This window comes from Mycobacteriales bacterium (genome assembly GCA_035995165.1).
Taxonomy (GTDB): domain Bacteria; phylum Actinomycetota; class Actinomycetes; order Mycobacteriales; family CADCTP01; genus CADCTP01.
In genome coordinates this window covers 1-20,707 of the sequence record DASYKU010000096.1, presented here as the reverse complement: position 1 = coordinate 20,707, position 20,707 = coordinate 1, and the positions used below count along the sequence as shown (strand labels likewise).

Genomic DNA, 20,707 nt, shown 5'->3' with positions numbered 1-20,707 from the left:
CATCCTGATGGGGTGTGACGAACATGAACGGCATGGAATCGAACGAGAGTGCGACGGACCGGCGCGGGCCCACGAGGCGAACCGTGCTGGTGTCCGGGGCGGCCGCGGCACTGGGGCTGCCGCTGCTGCGGGCTCCGCAGGCGGTCGCGGCGGGCGGCGTCCCCGCCGACGGGCCGGGCGACGCGCTGCGGCGCGCGGACGGGCCGGGTGGCCCGCTGCGGCCGCAGCAGCCCGACCGGGAGCTCAAGGCGCTGCTGCGGGAGATGGACCCGGCCCGGATCGAGGCGTCGATCGCGCGACTGGTCGCGTTCGGCACCCGCAACACGCTGTCCAGCCAGGACGACCCGGTCCGCGGCATCGGCGCGGCCCGGGACTGGATCTTCGCCGAGATGCAGCGCTCGGCCGCCACCTCCCGCGGCCGGATGACCGTGGCGAAGCAGGCGTTCACGCAGACCGCCGGGTTGCCGACGCCGACGGTGATCACCAACGTGGTCACGACGCTGCGCGGCACCGCCACGCCCGAGCGCGTGTACGTGGTGACCGGCCACTACGACTCCCGCATCACCGACGTCTTCGACGCGGTCGGCGACGCTCCCGGCGCCGACGACGACGCGTCCGGGGTGGCCGCGGTGCTGGAGCTGGTCCGGGTGTTCGCGACCCGGCCCACCGAGGCGACGATCATCTTCGCCGCGGTGGCCGCCGAGGAGCAGGGCACGTTCGGCTCGGCCTTCCTGGCGGCCCAGCTCAAGGCCGCGGGCACCGACATCCAGGGCATGGTCAGCAACGACATCATCGGCGCCAGCAGCGCCCACGACGGCACCCGCCCCGATCCCCGTACGGTCCGGCTGTTCGTCGAGGGCGTGCCGACCTCGGAGACCGCGCAGCAGGCGGCGATCCGGCAGGCCGTCGGCGGCGAGGACGACGGGCCGTCGCGGCAGCTGGCCCGGTTCGTGCAGAACGTCGCGCAGAACAGCGACACCGGCATGACGATCCGGATCATCTGGCGCCGGGACCGGTTCCTGCGCGGCAGCGACCACATCCCGTTCCTGCAGCAGGGTTACCCGGCCGGGCGGCTGACCGAGCCGCGGGAGAACTTCGACCACGAGCACCAGGACGTCCGGGTCGAGGACGGGGTGCAGTTCGGCGACCTGATCGAGTTCGTCGACTTCGACTACACGACCCGGGTCGCCCGGGTGAACGCGGCGATGCTCTGGTCGCTGGCCCAGGGCCCGGGCACGCCCAAGGGCGTGATCATCGTCGCGGTCGCGCTGACCAACCAGACCACCGTGCACTGGACCCGCGGCACCGAGCCGGACCTGGCCGGCTACGAGGTGCTCTGGCGGGAGACGACCGCGCCGGACTGGACCCACGTCATCCCGGTCGGCGACGTCAGCTCGGTGACGATCGACCTGGTCAAGGACAACGTGCACTTCGGCGTACGGGCGGTGGACCGGGACGGGCACCGCAGCCCGGTCGCCTACCCGCGACCCGGCTCCTGACCCGGCGGCTCCCGGTCGAATGGGTGGCCCGCCGGTTCCCGCCGGCGGGTCGCCCGGCGCCGGACCACCGGCGCGAGCAGCAGGGCCAGCAGCGCGACCGGCACCACCGTCAGCGGCACCGTACGGCGGATCAGCGCGGCCTCGTCGGCGTGCAGCCGGCCGGTGTCGAAGTACGTCTCGACGATGATCGGCCGGCCGTCGGCGTCCCGGGTGCCGGCGTGCACCTCCAGCCCGTCGCCGAAGTGCCGGTCCAGCACGTTCTCGGACTTCGAGAGGTGCGAGACGGCGGAGTCGACGCCGCCGCGCCGCAGCACCGCCATGTCCTCGGGCTCCAGCGGGAAGCGCTGCCCGATCAGCCGCGGGTCGTCGCAGTAGAGGACGACGCCCAGGGCCGACCAGACCTTCACCCGCTGGATCCGGTCGCCGGCCTTCCGGCTGCGGACCCGGGCGTCCAGCAGGGCCATCGAGGCGGTGTCGCCGTGGTCCAGGCGGTGGTCGACGAGCGGGGCGACCAGCCGGGTGGCGACCCGCTGGCCGCCGTCCTCGGCCTGGTCCAGGGCCCGATGACGGGCGACCTGGAGGCAGATCGCGACGGTGGTCGCTCCGGTCACCAGCAGGACCAGGACCGCGGCCGCCGTGTACCGCAGGAGCGCCATGCGAAGGACCCCGTCTCCCGTACCGGCTGTTCGGGTCAGTATCCCGCATCCGTCCGGCCCTGCACACCGGCCCGGCGGTGTCACCGGGACCGGAGCCGCGGAGCGCCGTCCGTGGGAGCGCCGTCCGTGGGAGCGCCGTCCGTGGGAGCGGCGCCGGCGGGGCGGCGCCTGCGGAAGCGCCCGCCCCGTCGGTCCGGGTCGGAGGCCTGCGCTAGAAGACGAGGGTCCAGCCTTCGCGGTGGGCCTGGTCGCCGGTGTAGGAGACGCCGTCGGCCTTGGTCCCGTCCGGGTCGAGCAGCGTGATCAGCCCGCCGCGGTTGCCGAGCTGTACGCCGTTGGTCACGGTCACCACCGCGGCCCCGCCGGGCGGCAGCGGCCCGTCCCCGGCCGGGCAGGTGTGCTTGAGCTGGTCGGCCAGTGCCCAGCCGGTCAGGTCGACCGGCTGCGGCGAGGCGTTGATCAGCGTCACGGTCTCCCGTTCCGGCGCCGGGCCGACCGGGTTCACCAGCGCGGCCACGATCCGGACGCGCTCCGGGTCGGCCGGGCCGGACGGCCCGGTGCGTCCGGTCGGCAGCGGGTTGCCGGTCCGGTCGTCGGTGTGCCAGGCCTGGCTCTGGAACGCCAGGAAGATCCCCACCCAGCGCTCCTCGGCCGGGCAGTGCAGCAGCAGCGCGCCGTCCTGCCAGACCCCGTTGTCGCGGGCGAACCCGCCGCCGTTGCCCTGGTTCATGTGCACGTCGTGCACGCCGTTGCCCGGACTGAAGCCGAAGACCTTGTCGGCGACGGTCTCCGGGCCCCACCGCTGCCCGTACAGGTAGAGGACGGCGGCGGGGTCGGCGATGGCCCGCAGGACATGGTGGTCGAGCAGGTCGGCCAGGTCGTTGTCGGCGCCGGGCGCGCCGGCCGGGACGCCGCGCATCGCGGCCGGGTCGAGCAGGTTGGCCCGGATGAAGTCGAGCGCACCCGCACCCGGGGCCGACGGCAGCGGCGTCCAGCCCGAGGGCAGCCCGGCCAGGATCGCGGTCACCGGGTGCCGGAAGTCGTCCTCGGCCAGGTAGAGCAGGTCCGGCGGCTGCTGGGCCGACTTGACGTTCACCGCGGCGCGGTAGTGCACTCCGGCGTCGTCGACGAGATGGATCTGATAATGCGGTGAGTCGAGATCGGCCTGCTCGGTCCGGCGCTCGACGGCCCGAGCGGACAGCACCCCGTACGACGCGATCGGCATTCTCAAGACCCCGTGAAGTCGGTACGCCGGCCCGTTCCGGCGACGCACAAACAGAGGCTCCGGCCCGGCCCGCTGATACGCGGACCGGCCGGGGCGAGGAGGAATTCGGTGACCGACCTGACCCGCCCGCTCTGGCTCCGGTACGAGGCCCTGCACGACCTCATCTACTTCAGCCCGCACCCGCGGGAGCAGGCCAAGGCGCTGGGGCTGAAGGGCTACTGGATGGGCTACTTCGCCTTCCGGGCCGCGCCGCTCGGCCCGGTCGGACCGGACGTCGTCACCGCGGTCTTCTACGGCTTCCACCGCGACCGGGTGGCCCGGGCGCTGCCGGACGCCTGGGCGTACACGTCCCCGGAGCGGGCGATCGCGGCCCGGGAGGCGGGGGTCGACGCGGCCCTCGCCGAGCTGGAGGTCCCGGACGCCGGCCTGGCCGAGGCGGCCGAGCTGGCCTGGCGGGCGGCGGCGGCGGCCGGCACCGCCGGCCGCCCGCTGGCTGCGGCGAACCAGGTCCTGCCCCGCTCCGAGAACCCCCGGATCGCGCTCTGGCAGGCCACCTCGGTGCTGCGTGAGCACCGCGGCGACGGCCACAACGCGGTGCTGGTCGCGCGCGGCGTCCGGCCGGCCGAGGCGCACCTGCTCAAGGTCGGCGCCGGCGAGGCCGAGGAGGAGGTGCTGCGGACCGGGCGCGGGTTCTCGGAGCAGGAGTGGGGGCGGACCCGGGCCGGGCTGCGGGAGCGGGGCTGGCTCGACGACGCCGGCGGGCTGACCGCGGCCGGGCGGGCCGAGCACGAGGAGATCGAGGCCGGCACCGACCGGGCCGCCGCGCAGCCCTGGCAGGACCTCGGCCCCACCGACGGCGCCCGGCTGCTGGAGCTGCTCGACCCGCTGGCGGTGGCCGTCTTCCGCACCGGCCTGATCCCGTCGCCGAACCCCGCCGGCCTGCTCTGGACGACCTGATCCTGCGCCCGTCGTGTGCCCGGATGTACGGTTTCGGAGGTGACCGCGGACGGCAGGAGGGTGGCTGGGTGGCCGGTGAGGTGCGGGCGATCGGGGGTGCGCTGAGGGAGATCGTCGCGCTGCGGGGGCGGCGTCTCGTCGGCGCGCACGTACGGCGGGATCCGATCCTGCGGCTCTACACCCGGGCCGGGATCGCCGACCCGTACCCGGTGTACGCCTGGGTCCGGGCGCAGGGGCCGATGCTGCGGCTGCGGCGGGGCGACCGGGCCACCGCGCACTACGACTGCTGCCGGGAGGTGCTGCGCAGCCGGGACTTCGGGGTCCGGATGCCGGGCGATCCGGGGCCGTCCGGGCCGGGTCCGGACGTGCAGCTCGACCTCGGGATGCTGGAGCGGGACCCGCCCGACCACACCCGGCTGCGCCGGCTGGTCGCGCCGGCGTTCACACCGGCCGCGATCGCCCGGCACCGGGCGCTGGTCGAGGCGACGGCGGACCAGCTGCTGGACCGGGCCGTCCGGGCCGGCCGGTTCGACCTGGTGACGGACTACGCGGCGCCGCTGCCGGTCACGATCATCACCGCGCTGCTCGGGCTGGACGGGTCCGACGCGGCCGTGCTGGCCGGGCACGGGGCGGCGATCTCCTCCGCGCTCGACGGGGTCCGCTCGCCCGCGCACCTGCTCGCGGTGATCCGGGCCGCGGGCGCGATCGAGCCCGCGTTCGCCCGGCTGATCGAGGCCCGCCGCCGGGAGCCGCGCGACGACCTGGTCAGCGCGCTGGTCGCGGCCTCCGACGGTGGCCGGCTCACCGCGTACGAGCTGTACGTGACCTGCAGCCTGCTGCTCGTCGCCGGGTTCGAGACGACCGTGAACCTGATCGGGAACGCGGTCTCGGCGCTGCTGGACCGGCCCGAGCTCTGGGCGGCGCTGCGGGACGACCCGGGGCTGGCCGGGGCGGTGGCCGAGGAGGTGCTCCGGTACGACCCGCCGGTGCAGGCGACGTACCGGGTCGCGCAGGTGCCGACCGAGGTCGCCGGGGAGCGGTTCCGGCCGGGGGAGGGGGTGGCGTTGTTCCTCGGCGGGGCGGCGCGGGATCCGGCGGCGTACCCGGACCCGGACCGGGTCCAGCTGCACCGGCCCCGGGCGACGGACCACCTGGCGTTCTCGGCCGGCCCGCACTACTGCGCCGGGGCGCCGCTGGCCCGGCTCGAGGCGGAGGTCGCGCTGCGACGGCTCGTCGAGCGGATGCCGCGGTTGACCCGGGCCGGTCGCGGCCGCTGGCGCCCGGCCACCACGATCCGCGGCTACGCCAGCCTCCCCGTCCGCGCCTGACGCCGGCGGCTCAGCAGGCCATGGCCCGGGAGGTCGCGCCCTCAGGGGTTCCGCCGATGAGCGGACGCGTCTCCTCCTCGACGTGCTCGGGGAAGCGTGCGGTCGTCGCGCTCCGGGTAACTTGCGACCGGACGAGCCGAGGAGGTGACAGGTGACTGCTGGTGGCTTCTCGTCGACACGGCTGGCTCGGGTGCGGGGGCTGCTGGAGCGGCACGTCGAGAGTGGCTTCGTCCCGGGTGCGCTGGCGGTCCTCGCCCGGCACGGCGAGGTGCACGTCGAGGCGACGGGCACGCTCGCGTTCGAGGGCCCGGGGTCGGGGACGCCGATGGCGGGCGACACGATCTGTCGCATGGGTTCGATGTCGAAGCCGATCGTCGCCGCGTGTGCGATGACGCTCGTCGAGGACTGCACCCTGCGCCTCGATGACCCGGTCGACGACCTTCTGCCGGAGCTGGCGGACATGACGGTGCTCGCCGATCCGGACGGGCCGCTGGAGGACACCGTTGCGGCGCACCGCCCGATGACGCTGCGGGATCTGCTGACCTTCACCCTCGGTACCGGCATGGTCCCGGCCGAGCCGGGAACGGTCCCGATCGCCGACGCGATGGGTGTGCTCGGCAGGGCGGCGCCGCCGGCTGAGTGGATGGGCCGGCTCGGCGCGCTTCCGCTCGTCCACCAGCCCGGCGAGCGCTGGATGTACGACACCGCCGCGAACGTGACGGGCGTGCTCATCGCCCGGGCCACCGGCAGGTCGTTCGGGGCGGCCCTGCGCGAGCGGATCTGCGATCCGCTCGGGATGAAGGACACCGCCTTCAGCGTGGCCGGCGGGAGCATCGGCCGGTTGGCGACGGCGTACGAGCGCGACGATGCCGCCACCGGTGGGCCGGTCGTGGAAGACGACGGCCCCGAGGGGCGGTGGAGCCGGCCGCCGGTGTTCGAGAGCGGTGGCGGCGGGCTCGTCTCGACCGCCGAGGACTACCTCGCCTTCGCCTCGGCTCTGCTCGCGGGCGGTGCGCACCACGGCGAGCGGGTGCTGTCGCGGCCGGCGGTGTCGCTGATGACCAGCGACCAGCTGAGTCCGGCGCAGAAGGCGGTCTCCGGGTTCTGGCCGGGATACTTCGACGCCATGGGCTGGGGCTTCGGGATGTCGGTCATCACCCGCCGCACGCACCTCGGCCCGTCGGCCGGCAGCTACGGCTGGTCCGGCTTCTACGGCACCGCCTGGTACAACGATCCCGCCGAAGACCTGACGACGATCCTCGTCATGCAGCGGGCGCACGCAGGCGACCAGAGGCTGCCGAGGTCGCACGACTTCTGGACCGCCGTCTACCAGGCGATCGACGACTGACCGCGGGTCGCCCCGCTACGTGTCAACCGTGAGACGGGTCTCCGTCCAGGAGAACGGCCGTCAGGTCCGGCGGCGCAGGACCCGTCGTGGCCTGGACGCCGCGCGCACGGTGCCATCGCCGCCGGCGGCGCGGTCATCCGAGGGCAGGGGGAGGGGCTGGGGGGCGCCGAGGGAGTAGGTCAGGGTGACCGCGGCGACGGCCTCGGCGGTGAGGAGGCCGACCAGCACGATCAGCTGGAACCGGGCGGCCGACCCGGGGGAGGCGCCGCCGAACAGCGCGCCGACGAACGCGCCCGGCAGCGTGACCAGGCCGACCGTCCGGGTCTGGTCGATCGCGGGCAGCAGCGCTTCCCCGGCCGCCGTACGGACGATGTCGCGGACGGCCTGCCGCGGCGTGGCGCCGAGCGCGAGCCAGCCCTCGACCTCGTCCCGGCGGGTCCGGATGCCGGCCAGCAGCTGCCGGCCGGCCAGCGTGCAGGCGGTCATCGTGCCGCCGAGGGTGATGCCGCCCAGCGCGACGACGTACCGGACGGACAGGTCGACGGCGCCGGTGGCGAACGCGACGACCAGCGTGGTCGACGCGCCGGCCACGCTCGCGGTGAGCACCGCCCGGGTCGCGCCGGGGAAGTCGCGCAGCCGCCGGGCCGCGGTCCGGGTCGCGGTGGCGAGCATGACCACCAGCACGACCGCGGCCGCCGCCGGGAAGCGGAAGACCAGCCCGAGCACGGCGCCGAGCACCGCGAGCTGGACCGCGGCCCGGATCGAGGCCGTCACCACCTGGCGCCGGACCCGCACCCCGTTCGCGGTCAGCGCCCCGGCCGCGGCCCCCAGCAGCAGGAGCAGCGCGACCGCCAGCCGGACGTCCCCCGAGACGGTTCCGCCGAACGGACCGGCGGCGGACACGAGGGGCACGCCGCGACCCTACGGCGGCCAGGCAAGCGCCGGGCAAACCGGCCTGCCCTCAGGAGCGGCCGGCGTAGTCGACGAGCCGGCCCTGCAGCTCCCCGTACGGGTCGGCGGCCGGCACCGCCCGCCCGTCCCGGACGGCCAGCGCGACCTCGGCCGCGGCGTGGATCGCGGCCCGGTACGGCAGCGACCCGGTGCTGACCCGCCGGATCCCCAGGCCGCCCAGCTCGGCCAGCGACCGCCCCGGCACGACCAGCACGTTGACCGGCACCGGGATCGCCCGGGTCAGCGCCCGCAGCACGTCCGGCTCGGTCGCCCCGGGCACGAAGATCCCGTCCGCGCCGGCCGCCACGTACTGCCCGGCGCGGTCCACAGTGGACTCGACCGTCGCCTCCTGGCCCAGCCAGTACGTGTCGACGCGGGCGTTGAGGAAGAGGTCCGGCCGGCGGCGCTTGACCGCGGCGACCTTGGCCGCGTGCGCGGCCGGCGGGACCAGCGCCCCGGCCGTGCTGTCCTCGAGGTTGATCCCGGCCACCGGCAGGTCGGCGACGTAGCCGGCGACCTCGTCCGGGTCGTCGGCGTACCCGTCCTCGATGTCGAGGCTGACAAGGCAGTCCACTGTGGACAGAGCGTGGGCCAGCGCGAGGTTGGCGTCCCGGGTGGTGCGGGCGCCGTCCGGGCGGCCCAGGCCCGACGCGACGCCGAAGCTCGTGGTGCCGACGGCCTCGAAGCCGGCGGCCGCGAACGCCAGCGCGGACGGGACGTCCCAGGCGTTGGGCAGCAGCAGCGGGGTGGTGTCCCGGTGGTGCAGGTCGGCGAACGTCACAGCCATCCCGCCACCGTAGTCACCGGACCTGTCGACACCCGTCGAAAGGCTCGACTCGGGGCGTGGATCCGGCCAGGCTGGGGCGGTGACGTCCGACCGCCTCTCGGCCCGGGAGCTTCTCGCGATCACCGTCGACGACGGCTCGTTCACCGGCTGGGACGAGCCCGTGGACCACTCCGGCGCCGACCCGGCGTACCGGGCCGAGCTGGCCGCCGCGGCCCGGTCCAGCGGCGTGGACGAGGCCGTGCTGACCGGCGAGGCCCGCATCGGCGGCCACCCGATCGCGCTGGTCGTCTCCGAGTTCGGCTTCCTCGGCGGCTCGATCGGGGTGGCGACCGCGGACCGGCTGGTCGCCGCGATCGAGCGCGCCACCGAGCGTGGGCTGCCGCTGCTGGCCGGGCCGGCCTCGGGCGGCACCCGGATGCAGGAGGGCACGCTCGCGTTCGTGCAGATGATCCGGGTCTCGGCCGCGGTCACCGCGCACAAGCGGGCCGGGTTGTCGTACCTGGTCTACCTGCGCCACCCGACCACCGGCGGCGTGCTCGCCTCCTGGGCCTCGCTCGGGCAGCTCACGGTGGCCGAGCCGGGCGCGCTGATCGGCTTCCTCGGCCCCCGCGTGTACGAGGCCCTCTACGGCACGGTCTTCCCGCCCGAGGTGCAGACCGCCGAGCACCTGGCCGAGCGCGGCCTCATCGACGCCGTCGTCGCCCCGGCCGACCTGGCCGTGCTGCTGGCCCGGACGCTGGACGTGCTGTGCGCGCCGCGGGTGGCCGAGGGCGAGGCCCTGCCCGCGGCCGATCCCGCGCTGCCGGCCGGCGACGCCTGGGACTCGATCACCCGCTCCCGCCGGCCCGACCGCCCCGGCATCCGGCGGCTGCTGGACAGCGCGGCCACCAACGTGGTCGCGCTCAGCGGCACCGGCGAGGGCGAGCTGGACCCGGCGCTGGTGCTCGGGCTGGCCCGGTTCGGCCCGGTGCCATGCGTGTTCCTGGGCCAGGACCGCGGCGAGGAGACGCTGGCCCGCCCGCTCGGCCCCGGCGCGCTGCGGGTGGCCCGGCGCGGCATGCGGCTGGCCACCGAGCTGCGGCTGCCGCTGGTCACGGTCATCGACACCGCCGGGGCGGCGCTGTCGGTGGAGGCCGAGGAGGGCGGGCTGGCCGGCGAGATCGCCCGCTGCCTGGAGGACCTCGCCACCCTCGACGCGCCGGTCGTCAGCGTGCTGCTCGGTCAGGGCACCGGCGGGGCCGCGCTCGCGCTGCTGCCGGCCGACCGGGTGGTGGCCGCGCAGCACGCCTGGCTGGCGCCGCTGCCGCCGGAGGGTGCCAGCGCGATCAGGTACCGCGACCTCGACCACGCCGCGGACATGGCCCGGTCCCAGGGCGTCGGCGTCGCCGACCTGTACGCGGCCGGCATCGTGGACCGGATCGTGGCCGAGTCCCCGGACGCGGCCGACGAGCCGGACCGGTTCTGCCGCCGGCTCGGCGCCGTGCTGGCGGCCGAGCTCGGCGCGCTCAGCGGCCGTACGGATCCGGACCGGCTGCGGCGCCGGGCCGCGAAGTTCAGCGGGCGAGCTCCTCGAACTCCGTGACGTTGTCGAGGTCGGTGCCCATCGCGATGTTCGTGACCCGCTCCAGGATCACCTCGACCACCACCGGTACCCGGAACTCCGCCATCAGCTTGCGCGCGGTCTCGAACGCGCCCGGCAGCTCGTCCGGCTCCCGCACCCGGATCGCCTTGCAACCCAGGCCCTCGGCCACCTTGACGTGGTCCACCCCGTACGAGCCGAGCTCCGGGGAGTTGACGTTGTCGAAGGAGAGCTGGACCGCGTAGTCCATGTCGAAGGCCCGCTGGGCCTGCCGGATCAGCCCCAGGTAGGAGTTGTTCACCAGCACGTGCAGGAACGGGATGTTGAACTGGGCGCCGACGGCCAGGCTCTCGACCAGGAACTGGAAGTCGTAGTCGCCCGACAGCCCGACCACGGTCGCGCCCGGGTCGGCCACCGCGACCCCGAGCGCGGCCGGCACGGTCCAGCCCAGCGGGCCGGCCTGGCCGGCGTCGATCCAGTGCCGGGGGCCGTAGACGTGCAGGAACTGGGCACCGGCGATCTGGGACAGGCCGATCGTGGAGACGTAGCGGACGTCCCGGCCGAAGGCCGCGTTCATCTCCTGGTACACCCGCTGCGGCTTGATCGGGACGGTGTCGAAGTCGGTCCGGCGGTGCAGGGTCGCCTTACGCTCCAGGCATTCCGACACCCAGGCGGTGCGGTCGGTCCGCGGCCGGCCGCGGGCGACGTCGACGAGCTGCCGCAGCGCGGCCTTGGCGTCGGAGACCACGCCGTAGTCCGGGGTGAAGATCCGGCCGATCTGGGTCGGCTCGATGTCGACGTGCACGAACGTCCGCCCCCGCCGGTACGTCTCCAGCCCGCCGGTGTGCCGGTTGGCCCACCGGTTGCCGATGCCGAGGACGAGGTCGGAGGCGAGCAGGGTGGCGTTGCCGTACCGGTGGGCGGTCTGGATGCCGGCCATCCCGGCCATCAGCCGGTGGTCGTCGGGGATGGTGCCCCAGCCCATCAGCGTCGGCACCACCGGGACGTCGAGCAGCTCGGCCAGCTCGACCAGCTCCGCGGCCGCGTCGGCGTTGACGATCCCGCCGCCGGCCACGATCAGCGGCCGTTCCGCCGCGGCCAGCAGGTCCAGCACCCGCTCGGCCTGGGCCACGCTCATCGCCGGCTTCTGCACCGGCAACCGCTCGTACGTGTCGATGTCGAAGTCGATCTCGGTCAGCTGGACGTCCAGTGGCAGGTCGATCAGGACCGGGCCGGGACGGCCGGAGCGCATCGTGTGGAACGCCCGCTGCAGCGTGCCGGGCAGCTGGCCGCCCTCCATGACGGTGACCGCGAGCTTGGTCACCGGCGCGGCGATCGCGGCGATGTCGACGGCCTGGAAGTCCTCCTTCTGCAGCTTGGCCACCGGCGCCTGGCCGGTGAGGCAGAGCAGCGGGACCGAGTCGGCCCAGGCCGAGTAGAGCCCGGTGATCATGTCGGTGCCGCCGGGACCGCTGGTGGCCAGCGCGAGCCCGATGTTGCCGGCGGCGGCCCGGGAGTAGCCCTCGGCCATGTGCACGGCGCCCTCGACGTGCCGGCCCAGGTAGTGGGTGATGCCGCCGCTGGCCCGCATCGCCGAGTAGAACGGGTTGATCGCGGCGCCGGGCACCCCGAACGCGGTGTCGACCCCCTCCTTGAGCAGGATCGCCACCGCGGCGTCGACCGCGCGCATCCGGGTCATGACCGGCCTCCGTCCCCGGCCGCATCCCGGCCGGACAGCTGTCGTACGAGCAGGAGCAGGGCGCCGTGGTCGAGCGCCCCGTGGCCCTGGGCGCGCAGGGACGCGAGCAGCCCGGCGACGTGGCCGCCGAGCGGGAGGGCCACCCCGGCCTCGCGGGCGGCGGCGGTGACGATGCCCATGTCCTTGTGGTGCAGCTCGACCCGGAAGCCGGGGGTGAACTCGCCCGCGATCATCCCGGGCGCCTTGCGATCCAGTACGGCGCTGCCGGCCAGGCCGCCGGACAGCACCTGCACGGCCGGGCCGGGGTCGACGCCGTGCGCGTCCAGGAACACCAGCGCCTCGGCCACCAGCTCGAGCGTGCCGGCCACGAGCAGCTGGTTGGCAGCCTTGACGGTCTGGCCGGAGCCGGCCGGGCCGACCCGGACGACCGTGCTGCCCATCGCCGCCAGCAGCGGGCGGGCCCGCTCGACGTCGTCCTCGTCGCCGCCGACCATGATCGACAGCGTCCCGGCGACGGCGCCGGCCTCACCGCCGCTGACCGGCGCGTCGACCACGGCCAGCCCGCGGGACCGGCCCTCCGCGGCCAGCCGGGCCGCGACGTCGGGGCGGATCGTGGAGCAGTCGACGTGCAGGGTGCCCGGCTTGGCGTGCGTGTAGATGCCGTCCTCGCCGAGCGCGACGGCCTCGACGTCCGGGCTGTCCGGCAGCATCGTGATCACCACGTCGGCGCCGGCGACCGCCTCGGCCACGCTGGTCGCGGCCCGCCCACCGGCCGCGGCGAGCCGCTCGACCGCGGCCGGGCTGCGGTTGTAGCCGGTGACCTCGTGCCCGGCGGCGAGCAGGTTCGCCGCCATCGGCGCGCCCATGATGCCGAGGCCGACGAACGCGACGGCGGTCACGAGCGCACCTGCGTCGCGCCGGCCGGCAGCCAGCCGAAGCTGTCCGCGGACGGGCCCTCGGGGACGTACTCCAGGCTGAACCAGCCGTCGTAGCCGGCCGCGGTCAGGGCGTCGAGGTAGGCCGGGATCGGCAGCGTGCCGGTGCCGGGCTGGTGCCGGCCGGGCGCGTCCGCGATCTGCACGTGCCCGACCTCCCCGGCGTGCGCGGCGATCATCGCGGGGACGTCGTCGCCGTTGACGGACAGGTGGTAGAGGTCGGCCAGCAGCCGGACGTTCTCGCAGCCGTGCACGGCCCGGACCTCGTCGATGACGGCGAGCACGTCGGCCGCGGTCTTCAGCGGGTACGCCGGGACGCCGCTGACCGGCTCCACCAGCACGGTCGCGCCGATCCGGGCCGCGGCGGCGGCCGCGTAGGCCAGGTTGCCGACGGCCAGCGCGTCCTGTTCGGCCGGGTCGGCCCCGGGCAGCCGGTTGCCGTAGAGCGCGTTGAACGCGGGCACGTCCAGCTGCCGGCCGATCGAGACCGCGACCGCGACCCCGGCCCGGAACTCCTCGCTGCGGCCGGGCCAGGACACCAGCCCGCGCTCGCCCGCGGCCAGGTCCCCGGCGACGAAGTTGAGCCCGGCCAGCCGGACGCCGGCGTCGCGGACCGCGGCGACGAACTCCGCGACGGCCGAGTTCGTCGGCACCGCCCGGTCGAAGGGCCACCAGAACTCGACCGCCTCGAAGCCGGCCGCCCGCGCGGCCGCCGGCCGGTCCAGCAGCGGCAGCTCGGTGAACAGGATCGAGCAGTTGACCAGGTAGCGGGGAGCCATCGTCTCTTCCGCCCATCGGTTTCCGTATTGTGGAATACTGTTTCTGACTAATGGAAAAGTACGAGAGGCCGACACTCACGTCAAGGCGGGGACCGATGGATACTGACCGGGTGGGGACTCCGGGCCCGGACGGCGGAGGCGGCGTCCAGTCGCTCAACCGGGCGTTCGACCTGCTGGAACGGCTGGCCGACGCGGGCGGCACGCTGGGCGTCTCCGAGCTGGCCGCCGCGACCGGGCTGCCGCTGCCGACCATCCACCGGCTGCTGCGCTCGCTGACCATCAGCGGGTACGTCCGCCAGGAGCAGTCCCGGCGGTACGCGCTGGGTGGCCGGCTCATCCGCCTCGGTGACGCCGCCAGCCGCGCGCTCGGGGTCTGGGCCGTGCCGCACCTGCGCCGGCTGGTCACCGAGGTCGCCGAGACCGCGAACATGGCGATGCTCGACGGCGACGCCGCCGTCTACGTCGCCCAGGTCCCCTCGCCGCACTCGATGCGGATGTTCACGGAGGTCGGCCGGCGGGTGCTGACCCACTGCACCGGCGTGGGCAAGGCGCTGCTGTCCCAGCTGGAGGACGCCGAGGTGCTGGAGCTGGTCCGCCGGGCCGGGCTGCCGGCCCGGACCGAGCACACGATCACCACCCCGGACCGGCTGCTGGGTGAGCTCGCCCGGATCCGGGACCAGGGGTACGCCCTCGACGAGGGCGAGCAGGAGATCGGCGTCCGCTGCCTGGCCGTGCCGGTCGACGGCGGGCCGGGGCGGATCGCGGTCTCGGTGTCCGGGCCGTCCGGGCGGCTGACCGAGGAGCGGATCCCGGAGATCGTGCCGGTGCTGCACCGCGTCGCCAAGGAGCTCGGCACCGAGCTGCGCCGGGAAGCCCTTCCCGGCTGACAACCGGAGCCGGGTGGTGCGCGTCCTGTTGGCAACGACAGGTGCGAGCACAGGGGGAACCGGCTATGAGTACGAGCCTGCAGACACCGCGGCGGCCACCGACGCGGCGCGCTTCTCACTGGTGGATCGCGGTCGCGGTCGCGGCGGTGGTGGGGATCGTGCTGGTCGCGGTCGCTCAGCTCCGCGCCCCCTCCTCGGCTCCGTCCTCGGCTCTCGGTACGGGCTCGGCCGCGGGATCGCCTCCGGCGGCGGGGTCGGCGGCGGGGTCGGGCGCCGCGGGCTCGGCCGTCCCCGGTTCCGCGGCCGGGGTGCCTGCGGCCGGTTCCGGGGCCGGGGCGCCGGCGGTCGGGGTGCCGGCGTCTCCGGCAGGCGGGGCGGCGCCGGCCGTGCGGGCGGTTCAGTGGCTGTGGCCGTTCGCGGACCAGCGGGACGTCGCGGCCTGGCAGCGGGCCCACCGCGAGGGCGGTCACCAGCCCTGGCACGGCGACCCGGCCGCGACCGCGCTCGGGTTCGCCGGCCACCTCGGCTACCCCGCCCTCGACCGGGTCGTCCGGTCCACAGTGGACGGCGCCGAGGCCTACGTCGCGGTCGGGTTCCGGCAGCCGGACGGGAGCCTGCACACCGCGGCCGACGTGCACCTGGTCGCGATCGGCCGCGGCGCGGACCGGGCCTGGGAGGTCGTCGGCACCCGGGACACCACGCTCACCCTGACCACGCCCGCGTACGGCGCGACGGTGCGGTCACCGATCACCGTCGGCGGCCGGATCACCGGCGTGGACGAGCGCGTCGTGGTCACCCTGCACACCGGCACCGCGACCGTGCCCGGCACCGCCGCGACCGAGGCCGGCGGCGAGAACACCGGGTGGTCGGTGCCGGTCCGATTCGGCGCCGCCGCAGGAACCCTGATCACCGTCGCGGCCGCGACCGGCGGTCACGTCGCCGCGGTCGAGCGCTTCGCCGTCACCGCGATCCGCGTCGCGCCGTAGGGTGGACCGCCCGGCCGGACCCCTCGTGCCGGCCGGGCGATCGATCCGTCCACTGTGGACTACGGCGTGGACGGAGGCAGCGTGGTCGGCGCGGCCGGCGGCGGCACCGGGCTGGTCGCGGACCCGGTCGGCGACGGGACGGGCGACGACGGCGGCACCGGGCTCGGCGACCCGGCCCCGGACGGCGCCGCGGGGCTCGATCCCGGGGCGGTCCCCGACGGCCCGGAGGATCCCGACGGCCCGGAGGATCCGGACGGCCCGGGTGACGTGCTGCCGGACGGGGCCGGCGCGGGCGAGGTCGCCGGCGCCACGGTCCGCCCCTGCGCGGGCGCGATCACCTGCGGCAGCTGCACGATCGCCGGCCCGGGCGCGGACAGCAGCGCCGCCACGATGCCGACGCCGACGAGCGTCCCGGCCGCGGCGCCGGCCGCGATCCCGGCGGCGACCACGCGCCGGTCCCGCAGCCACTCGGTCTTGCGCCGCTCGCCCAGGTCCGGCGGCAGGGTGGCCCGCTGCGCGGCCAGGCTGTTGACCGGCGCCGCCGCCAGCCCCAGTGTCGGCACCAGCAGCAGCCCGGCCAGCAGCGGCCCGGCGTAGCTGTCGAACCGGGTCAGCCCGGCCACGATCCCGGCCAGCCCGAGCAGCGCGAGCCCGGTCTCGGCCCAGTTGGCCCGGATCGCCGTCCACCAGGAGGTGCGTTCGGTGCTCTTGGGCGTACGCAGGAACTCGGCCTTGCGCGCGTACAGGCCCTGGACGGAGGCGCGGGCGACGACCAGCGTGGTCGACTGCCAGATGAGGAACGCACCGACCGCGTCCCGCCAGGAGGCGCCGGTGCCGCGCCGCAGCAGCGCGACCGCCCGCAGCAGGCCGAGCGCGACCAGCACCGGCACGGTCGCGACCACGAACGCGGTGAGCTTGCGGAACAGGTCCCCGCCGCCGGCGGCCAGGTTGACCGCGCCGACCAGCAGCAGCAGGAAGAACGCCAGCCCGAGCAGGTCGCCGTACCACTGCACGGCGCCGGAGAAGTACGCCCAGCGCTGGGCCGGGCCGAGCTCGTTGTCGGCGGACCGTCGGCCGGGCAGCATCGAGCGCCAGTGCATCCGCAGGATCTGGATCCCGCCGAAGCACCAGCGGTAGCGCTGGCTCTTCAGTGCCTCGAACGTCAGCGGCATCACGCCGCGGCCGAAGGACTCGTCCACGTGCAGCCCGGACCAGCCGGCCCGCAGCAGCCGCAGCGACAGCTCGGCATCCTCGGTGATGCACCACTCGTCCCAGCCGCCGACGTCCTCCAGCGCGGACCTGCGGATCAGGCCCATGGTGCCGGCGAAGATCGCGCCGTCGTGCTCGTTGCGGGACGGCTGCGAGATCGCGAAGAAGTAGGCGTAGGAGTAGTAGAGCCGGCGGAAGTACGAGGCCTGCTCCCAGTCCCGGTAGTCCTGCGGCGCCTGGATGAAGCCGACCTTCTCCTCGGCGAACAGCGGCGCGCACCGACGCAGGAAGTCCGGCTCCAGCTGGTAGTCCGAGTCGACCACGCCGACCAGCTCGGCCCGCGAGTCGGTGTACTCGCGCAGCGCGACGTTCAGCGCGCCGGACTTGTAGCCGGGCCAGTCGGCCAGGTGCAGGAACGTCACCCCGTGCTCGGTGCACCAGTCCGCGACCGGCCGCCAGAGCTCCTCGTCGTCGGTGTTGTCGTCGATGACGACGATCTCGTAGTTCGGGTAGTCTAGCCGCAGCAGGGAGTTCAGCGTCGCGATGACCATCTCGGGCGGCTCGTTGTGGGCCGGTACGTGCAGGCTGACGAACGGCATCGCGTCCGCCCGCGGGGTGTCCTTGGTGACCCGGCGGCGCCAGCGCTCGGTGCCGAGCGCGTCGCACAGCTCCCAGAGGTACGCGCAGGCCAGCACGCCGGCGACGACCTCCAGCACCCAGAGCACCACGCCACCGGACGTGCCGAACGCACCGAGCCCGCTGATCAGCGTCCAGTGCAGGATGAACACCAGGTACGCGACGAAGAGGAACACGCTGGCCGACCAGCACAGGTGCGCGCGGGCGTTCCAGCGCCGGGTGGCGGGCAGCCAGACCAGGCCGGCCAGCACGACCGCGGCGGTGGCGGCGACCAGGTTCGTCCGGACCACGTGCATCCCGGCCAGCGCGGCGGCGACGACCGCGGCCAGCACGGCGGTGCCGAGCAGGGCCAGCACCAGCCGGCGGGTCGCGGGCCAGGTCCCGCTCACCCGGGCCCGGGACCGTACCGGGACGAACAGCGCGGCCGAGCTGACCGGCGCCGCGATGAGGCCGGCCAGCAGGATCGCTGCGAGCATGAGCACCCTTCCGTCTGGTCCGTCCACAAGGGACGGCGCGTCTCCAACCGTCCCTTCGGGACGGAGCCCCGTTCACTTGCAGGACGGACGCCCGTCCATCAGGACGGAGTCCCGTCCGTGCGGACGGGCTCCGTCGGGTGGGACGGAGGTCCGTCCACTGGGGACGGTGGCGGCGACGGTCGGGCAGGGTGGAACCGGGACGGGGGGCGAGACGCGGGGCGAGTGCGTCGGGCCGTCCGGGTACCGAGCTCCCGGACGCGTCGGCCGCCGTCGTCGTCCCGCGCCGGTCGCGGCGCGGAACCCTTACCAGTAAGGGACTGCGCGGCGCCCGGCCCGTGACGCGGTTGGGCCGAATTCATTCGCTGTGCCGCCGGTCACTCCCTGCGGGAGCGACCGACCCGAACTACTTGATCTTGCGTCGGTAGCGGCGTTCCTGCACCACCGGCGCAGGTTGCACGAGCCGGCGCTCCTCGATGACCGCACCGGGTGCGGCCGGGCGCTCCGTGACGACCTCGCGGCCAGGGGCGACCTGCCGCTCGACCACGGGGGAGGCCCGGACCAGCGCCCGGCGCCGGGGGCCCCAAACCACCAGCGACAGGACGAACCCGACGATCCCGACCAGCATCAGGATCACGCCGACGACGTCCAGGTCCAGCCCGGACACGCTGACGTTCGTGGCGAACGTCAGGATCGCGCCGATCGCGAAGAGGAAGAGACTGACGGCGATGCCCATCGAGGTTCCTTCCGGAAGGGGCCGCCCCACGCGGCTCCGCTCACAGGTCTGTTACCCATCCGTCCGAGCTCGCCAACCCGGGTCTGCTGGGATGTAGAGAACGGGGGATCGGCTCCGACGTCCCCACTGCACGGCCGCGAGGGACGCGGCCGCCGAAGGAGGACCCGATGAAGTACGTGATCCTGATCCACGCCAACCCCGACCCGTGGGGCCACCCGACCTCGATCTACACCGCCGAGGGCCGGGCGCTGCCGCAGGAGCAGCACGACCGGATGGACAAGGAGTTCGACGCGCTGCTGGAGGAGATCTCGGCCTCCGGGGAGTTCGTCACGGCCGAGGCGCTGGCCGACCCGGCCGCCTCGACGATCTACGGCTGGACCCCGGAGGGCCACGTCGCCACCGACGGGCCGTACGCGGAGGCCAAGGAGCAGCTGGCCGGGTTCTTCCTCATCGACGCCGCGAGCCGGGAGCGGGCCGAGGAGATCGCCGCGCAGTTCGCCGGGCCGGGCAGCGTGGTCGAGCTGCGCCCGGTGATGTGGCCGGGTGGCGAGGACCAGTGAGCCCGCGGCGGTGAGCGAGGCCGGTCTGGAGGACGTGTGGCGCCGGTGCGCGCCGCTCGTCCTGTCCGCCCTCGTCCGCCGCTACGGCGACTTCGACACCTGCGAGGACGCCGTTCAGGAGGCGCTGCTGGCGGCGGCGCGGCAGTGGCCGGCCGAGGGGATGCCGGACAACCCGCGCGGCTGGCTGATCCGGGTCGCCTCCCGGCGGCTGATCGACGGGCGCCGGGCCGAGCGGTCCCGGGCCGACCGGGAGCAGCGGGTCGGCCCGGTCGAGGAGGTCCTCGTCCCCGACCGGGACGACTCGCTCACGCTGGTGCTGCTGTGCTGCCACCCGGCACTGAGCCGGCCGTCCCAGGTCGCGCTGACGCTGCGGGCGGTCGGCGGGCTGAGCACGGCCCAGATCGCGCGGGCCTTCCTGGTCCCGGAGGCCACGATGGCGCAGCGGATCAGCCGGGCCAAGATCCGGCTGCGGCAGGTCGGGGCGCGTTTCACGGTGCCGGCGGCCGAGCAGCTGCCGGGCCGGGTCGCGGCGGTGGCCCAGGTGCTCTACCTGATCTTCACCGAGGGCCACACCGCGACCACCGGGGCCGCGCTGACCGACGTCTCGCTGGCCACCGAGGCGATCCGGCTGACCCGCCGGCTGCACGCGCTGCTGCCCGCGGACGGCGAGGTCGGCGGGTTGCTGGCGCTGATGCTGCTGACCGACGCGCGGCGGGCGGCCCGGACCCGCCCGGACGGCTCGCTGGTCCCGCTGGCCGAGCAGGACCGCTCGCGCTGGGACCGGGACCTGATCGCCGCGGGCGTCCGGCTGGTGGAGGCGGTGTTGCCGGCGGGCCCGGTCGGGCCGTACCAGCTGCAGGCGGCGATCGCGGCCGTGCACGCCGAGGCGCCGCGGGCGCGGGACACCGACTGGATTCAGATCGAGACCCTCTACCGGATGCTCGAGACGCTCACCCCGGGTCCGGTGGTCACGCTCAACCACGCCGTCGCGGTGGGCGAGGTCGACGGCCCGCAGGCCGCGCTGGCGATGCTGGCCCCGCTGCTGACCGACCGGCGGCTGCGTCATCACCACCGGCTGCACGCCGTACACGCGCACCTGCTGGAACGGGCCGGCCGGGTCGAGGAGGCCCGGACCGCGTACGCGACCGCGGCCCGGCTGGCGACCAGCATCCCGGAGCAGCGCTACCTCAACGCCCGCGCCCGGCGATGAGGTCGAGCGAGACCTGCCAGAGGCGGTCGGCGGCAACCGGATCCAGCGCGTGGTCCGCGACGCCGCGGCGTACGCCGGGCCGGTGCGGGCCGGCCTCGGCGCAGTCCTCGAAGTAGCGGCCGGTGACGCCGGCGACCAGCGGGGAGGCGGCCAGCAGCGCCGAGGTCGCCGCGCCCTGCGGGATGTCCTTCACCGAGACCGCGCTGGCGGCCGAGTTCGCCTCGAACGTGGCCGGCACTCCCGTGGTTTCTTGGTCGTCTCGCCGGT

At 75.1% G+C, this 20,707-nt stretch carries 19 protein-coding genes; 9 read left to right on the top strand and 10 right to left on the bottom strand.

Translation table 11 applies throughout. From position 1 onward, the window contains the following. Positions 1 to 32 precede the first annotated feature (32 nt). Positions 33 to 1,499: a M20/M25/M40 family metallo-hydrolase gene (locus VGP36_16035; protein ID HEV7656224.1), complete on the top strand. Its 1,467-nt coding sequence runs from the start codon at positions 33 to 35 to the stop codon at positions 1,497 to 1,499. Here VGP36_16035 and VGP36_16030 read toward each other — a convergent pair. Together VGP36_16030 and VGP36_16025 are read right to left on the bottom strand one after the other, a co-directional pair. Next, positions 1,478 to 2,155, bottom strand: a complete 678-nt coding sequence (locus VGP36_16030; protein ID HEV7656223.1) for a hypothetical protein — start codon at positions 2,153 to 2,155, stop codon at positions 1,478 to 1,480. The two genes, VGP36_16035 and VGP36_16030, sit on opposite strands and share 22 nt — an antisense overlap. A 211-nt stretch (positions 2,156 to 2,366) precedes the next feature. After that, entirely contained in the window at positions 2,367 to 3,380 is a 1,014-nt protein-coding gene (locus VGP36_16025; GenBank protein HEV7656222.1) for a DUF2278 family protein, read from the bottom strand. Between the two features lie 108 nt (positions 3,381 to 3,488). On the opposite strand from VGP36_16025, the gene VGP36_16020 reads away from it, so the two are divergent. From VGP36_16020 to VGP36_16010, 3 genes are all read left to right on the top strand, one after another. Continuing rightward, complete coding sequence (locus tag VGP36_16020) at positions 3,489 to 4,337, top strand: hypothetical protein (protein ID HEV7656221.1); 849 nt, start codon at positions 3,489 to 3,491, stop codon at positions 4,335 to 4,337. Positions 4,338 to 4,405: 68 nt separating this feature from the next. After that, on the top strand, positions 4,406 to 5,665 hold the full coding sequence (locus VGP36_16015) for a cytochrome P450 (protein HEV7656220.1): 1,260 nt from the start codon (positions 4,406 to 4,408) through the stop codon (positions 5,663 to 5,665). 190 nt (positions 5,666 to 5,855) lie between these two features. Next, positions 5,856 to 7,013, top strand: a complete 1,158-nt coding sequence (locus VGP36_16010) for a serine hydrolase domain-containing protein (protein ID HEV7656219.1) — start codon at positions 5,856 to 5,858, stop codon at positions 7,011 to 7,013. A 60-nt stretch (positions 7,014 to 7,073) separates the two neighbouring features. Here VGP36_16010 and VGP36_16005 read toward each other — a convergent pair whose 3' ends face one another. Then, positions 7,074 to 7,925 (bottom strand): ABC transporter permease, encoded by an 852-nt coding sequence (locus tag VGP36_16005; GenBank protein ID HEV7656218.1) that lies wholly within the window; start codon positions 7,923 to 7,925, stop codon positions 7,074 to 7,076. Positions 7,926 to 7,974: 49 nt separating this feature from the next. Next, on the bottom strand, positions 7,975 to 8,745 hold the full coding sequence (locus VGP36_16000; protein HEV7656217.1) for an isocitrate lyase/phosphoenolpyruvate mutase family protein: 771 nt from the start codon (positions 8,743 to 8,745) through the stop codon (positions 7,975 to 7,977). Between the two features lie 85 nt (positions 8,746 to 8,830). Between VGP36_16000 and VGP36_15995 the strand changes: the two genes are divergently transcribed. After that, the gene (locus VGP36_15995) at positions 8,831 to 10,333 is read left to right on the top strand and encodes a carboxyl transferase domain-containing protein (GenBank protein ID HEV7656216.1); all 1,503 of its coding nucleotides are present in this window, start codon (positions 8,831 to 8,833) and stop codon (positions 10,331 to 10,333) included. Here VGP36_15995 and gcl read toward each other — a convergent pair. From gcl to VGP36_15980, 3 genes are read right to left on the bottom strand one after another with little or no spacing between them, the layout of a single operon-like run. After that, positions 10,305 to 12,029 carry a glyoxylate carboligase gene (gcl, locus tag VGP36_15990; protein ID HEV7656215.1) on the bottom strand — a complete coding sequence of 575 codons (1,725 nt, stop codon included), beginning with the start codon at positions 12,027 to 12,029 and terminating at the stop codon, positions 10,305 to 10,307. The two genes, VGP36_15995 and gcl, sit on opposite strands and share 29 nt — an antisense overlap. Then, positions 12,026 to 12,928 carry a 2-hydroxy-3-oxopropionate reductase gene (locus VGP36_15985; GenBank protein ID HEV7656214.1) on the bottom strand — a complete coding sequence of 301 codons (903 nt, stop codon included), beginning with the start codon at positions 12,926 to 12,928 and terminating at the stop codon, positions 12,026 to 12,028. Before VGP36_15985 ends, gcl begins: the two co-directional genes overlap by 4 nt. Beyond that, positions 12,925 to 13,743: a TIM barrel protein gene (locus VGP36_15980; protein ID HEV7656213.1), complete on the bottom strand. Its 819-nt coding sequence runs from the start codon at positions 13,741 to 13,743 to the stop codon at positions 12,925 to 12,927. Before VGP36_15980 ends, VGP36_15985 begins: the two co-directional genes overlap by 4 nt. A 95-nt stretch (positions 13,744 to 13,838) precedes the next feature. Here VGP36_15980 and VGP36_15975 point away from each other — a divergent pair, with 95 nt between their 5' ends. Next, positions 13,839 to 14,630 carry an IclR family transcriptional regulator gene (locus VGP36_15975; GenBank protein ID HEV7656212.1) on the top strand — a complete coding sequence of 264 codons (792 nt, stop codon included), beginning with the start codon at positions 13,839 to 13,841 and terminating at the stop codon, positions 14,628 to 14,630. 386 nt (positions 14,631 to 15,016) lie between these two features. Then, positions 15,017 to 15,616 (top strand): hypothetical protein, encoded by a 600-nt coding sequence (locus VGP36_15970; protein ID HEV7656211.1) that lies wholly within the window; start codon positions 15,017 to 15,019, stop codon positions 15,614 to 15,616. Between the two features lie 59 nt (positions 15,617 to 15,675). On the opposite strand, the gene VGP36_15965 is transcribed toward VGP36_15970, so the two are convergent. Further along, positions 15,676 to 17,937 carry a glycosyltransferase gene (locus VGP36_15965; protein ID HEV7656210.1) on the bottom strand — a complete coding sequence of 754 codons (2,262 nt, stop codon included), beginning with the start codon at positions 17,935 to 17,937 and terminating at the stop codon, positions 15,676 to 15,678. Between the two features lie 403 nt (positions 17,938 to 18,340). After that, positions 18,341 to 18,670, bottom strand: coding sequence for a DUF6458 family protein (locus VGP36_15960; GenBank protein ID HEV7656209.1), 330 nt, complete (start codon positions 18,668 to 18,670; stop codon positions 18,341 to 18,343). A gap of 167 nt (positions 18,671 to 18,837) precedes the next feature. On the opposite strand from VGP36_15960, the gene VGP36_15955 reads away from it, so the two are divergent. Then, positions 18,838 to 19,230, top strand: coding sequence for a YciI family protein (locus tag VGP36_15955; protein HEV7656208.1), 393 nt, complete (start codon positions 18,838 to 18,840; stop codon positions 19,228 to 19,230). After that, complete coding sequence (locus VGP36_15950) at positions 19,214 to 20,440, top strand: DUF6596 domain-containing protein (protein HEV7656207.1); 1,227 nt, start codon at positions 19,214 to 19,216, stop codon at positions 20,438 to 20,440. The genes VGP36_15955 and VGP36_15950 overlap by 17 nt, the downstream gene beginning before the upstream one ends. On the opposite strand, the gene VGP36_15945 is transcribed toward VGP36_15950, so the two are convergent. Then, a partial coding sequence (locus tag VGP36_15945) for a hypothetical protein (GenBank protein HEV7656206.1) occupies positions 20,418 to 20,707 on the bottom strand: 290 nt, incomplete at its 5' end. The two genes, VGP36_15950 and VGP36_15945, sit on opposite strands and share 23 nt — an antisense overlap.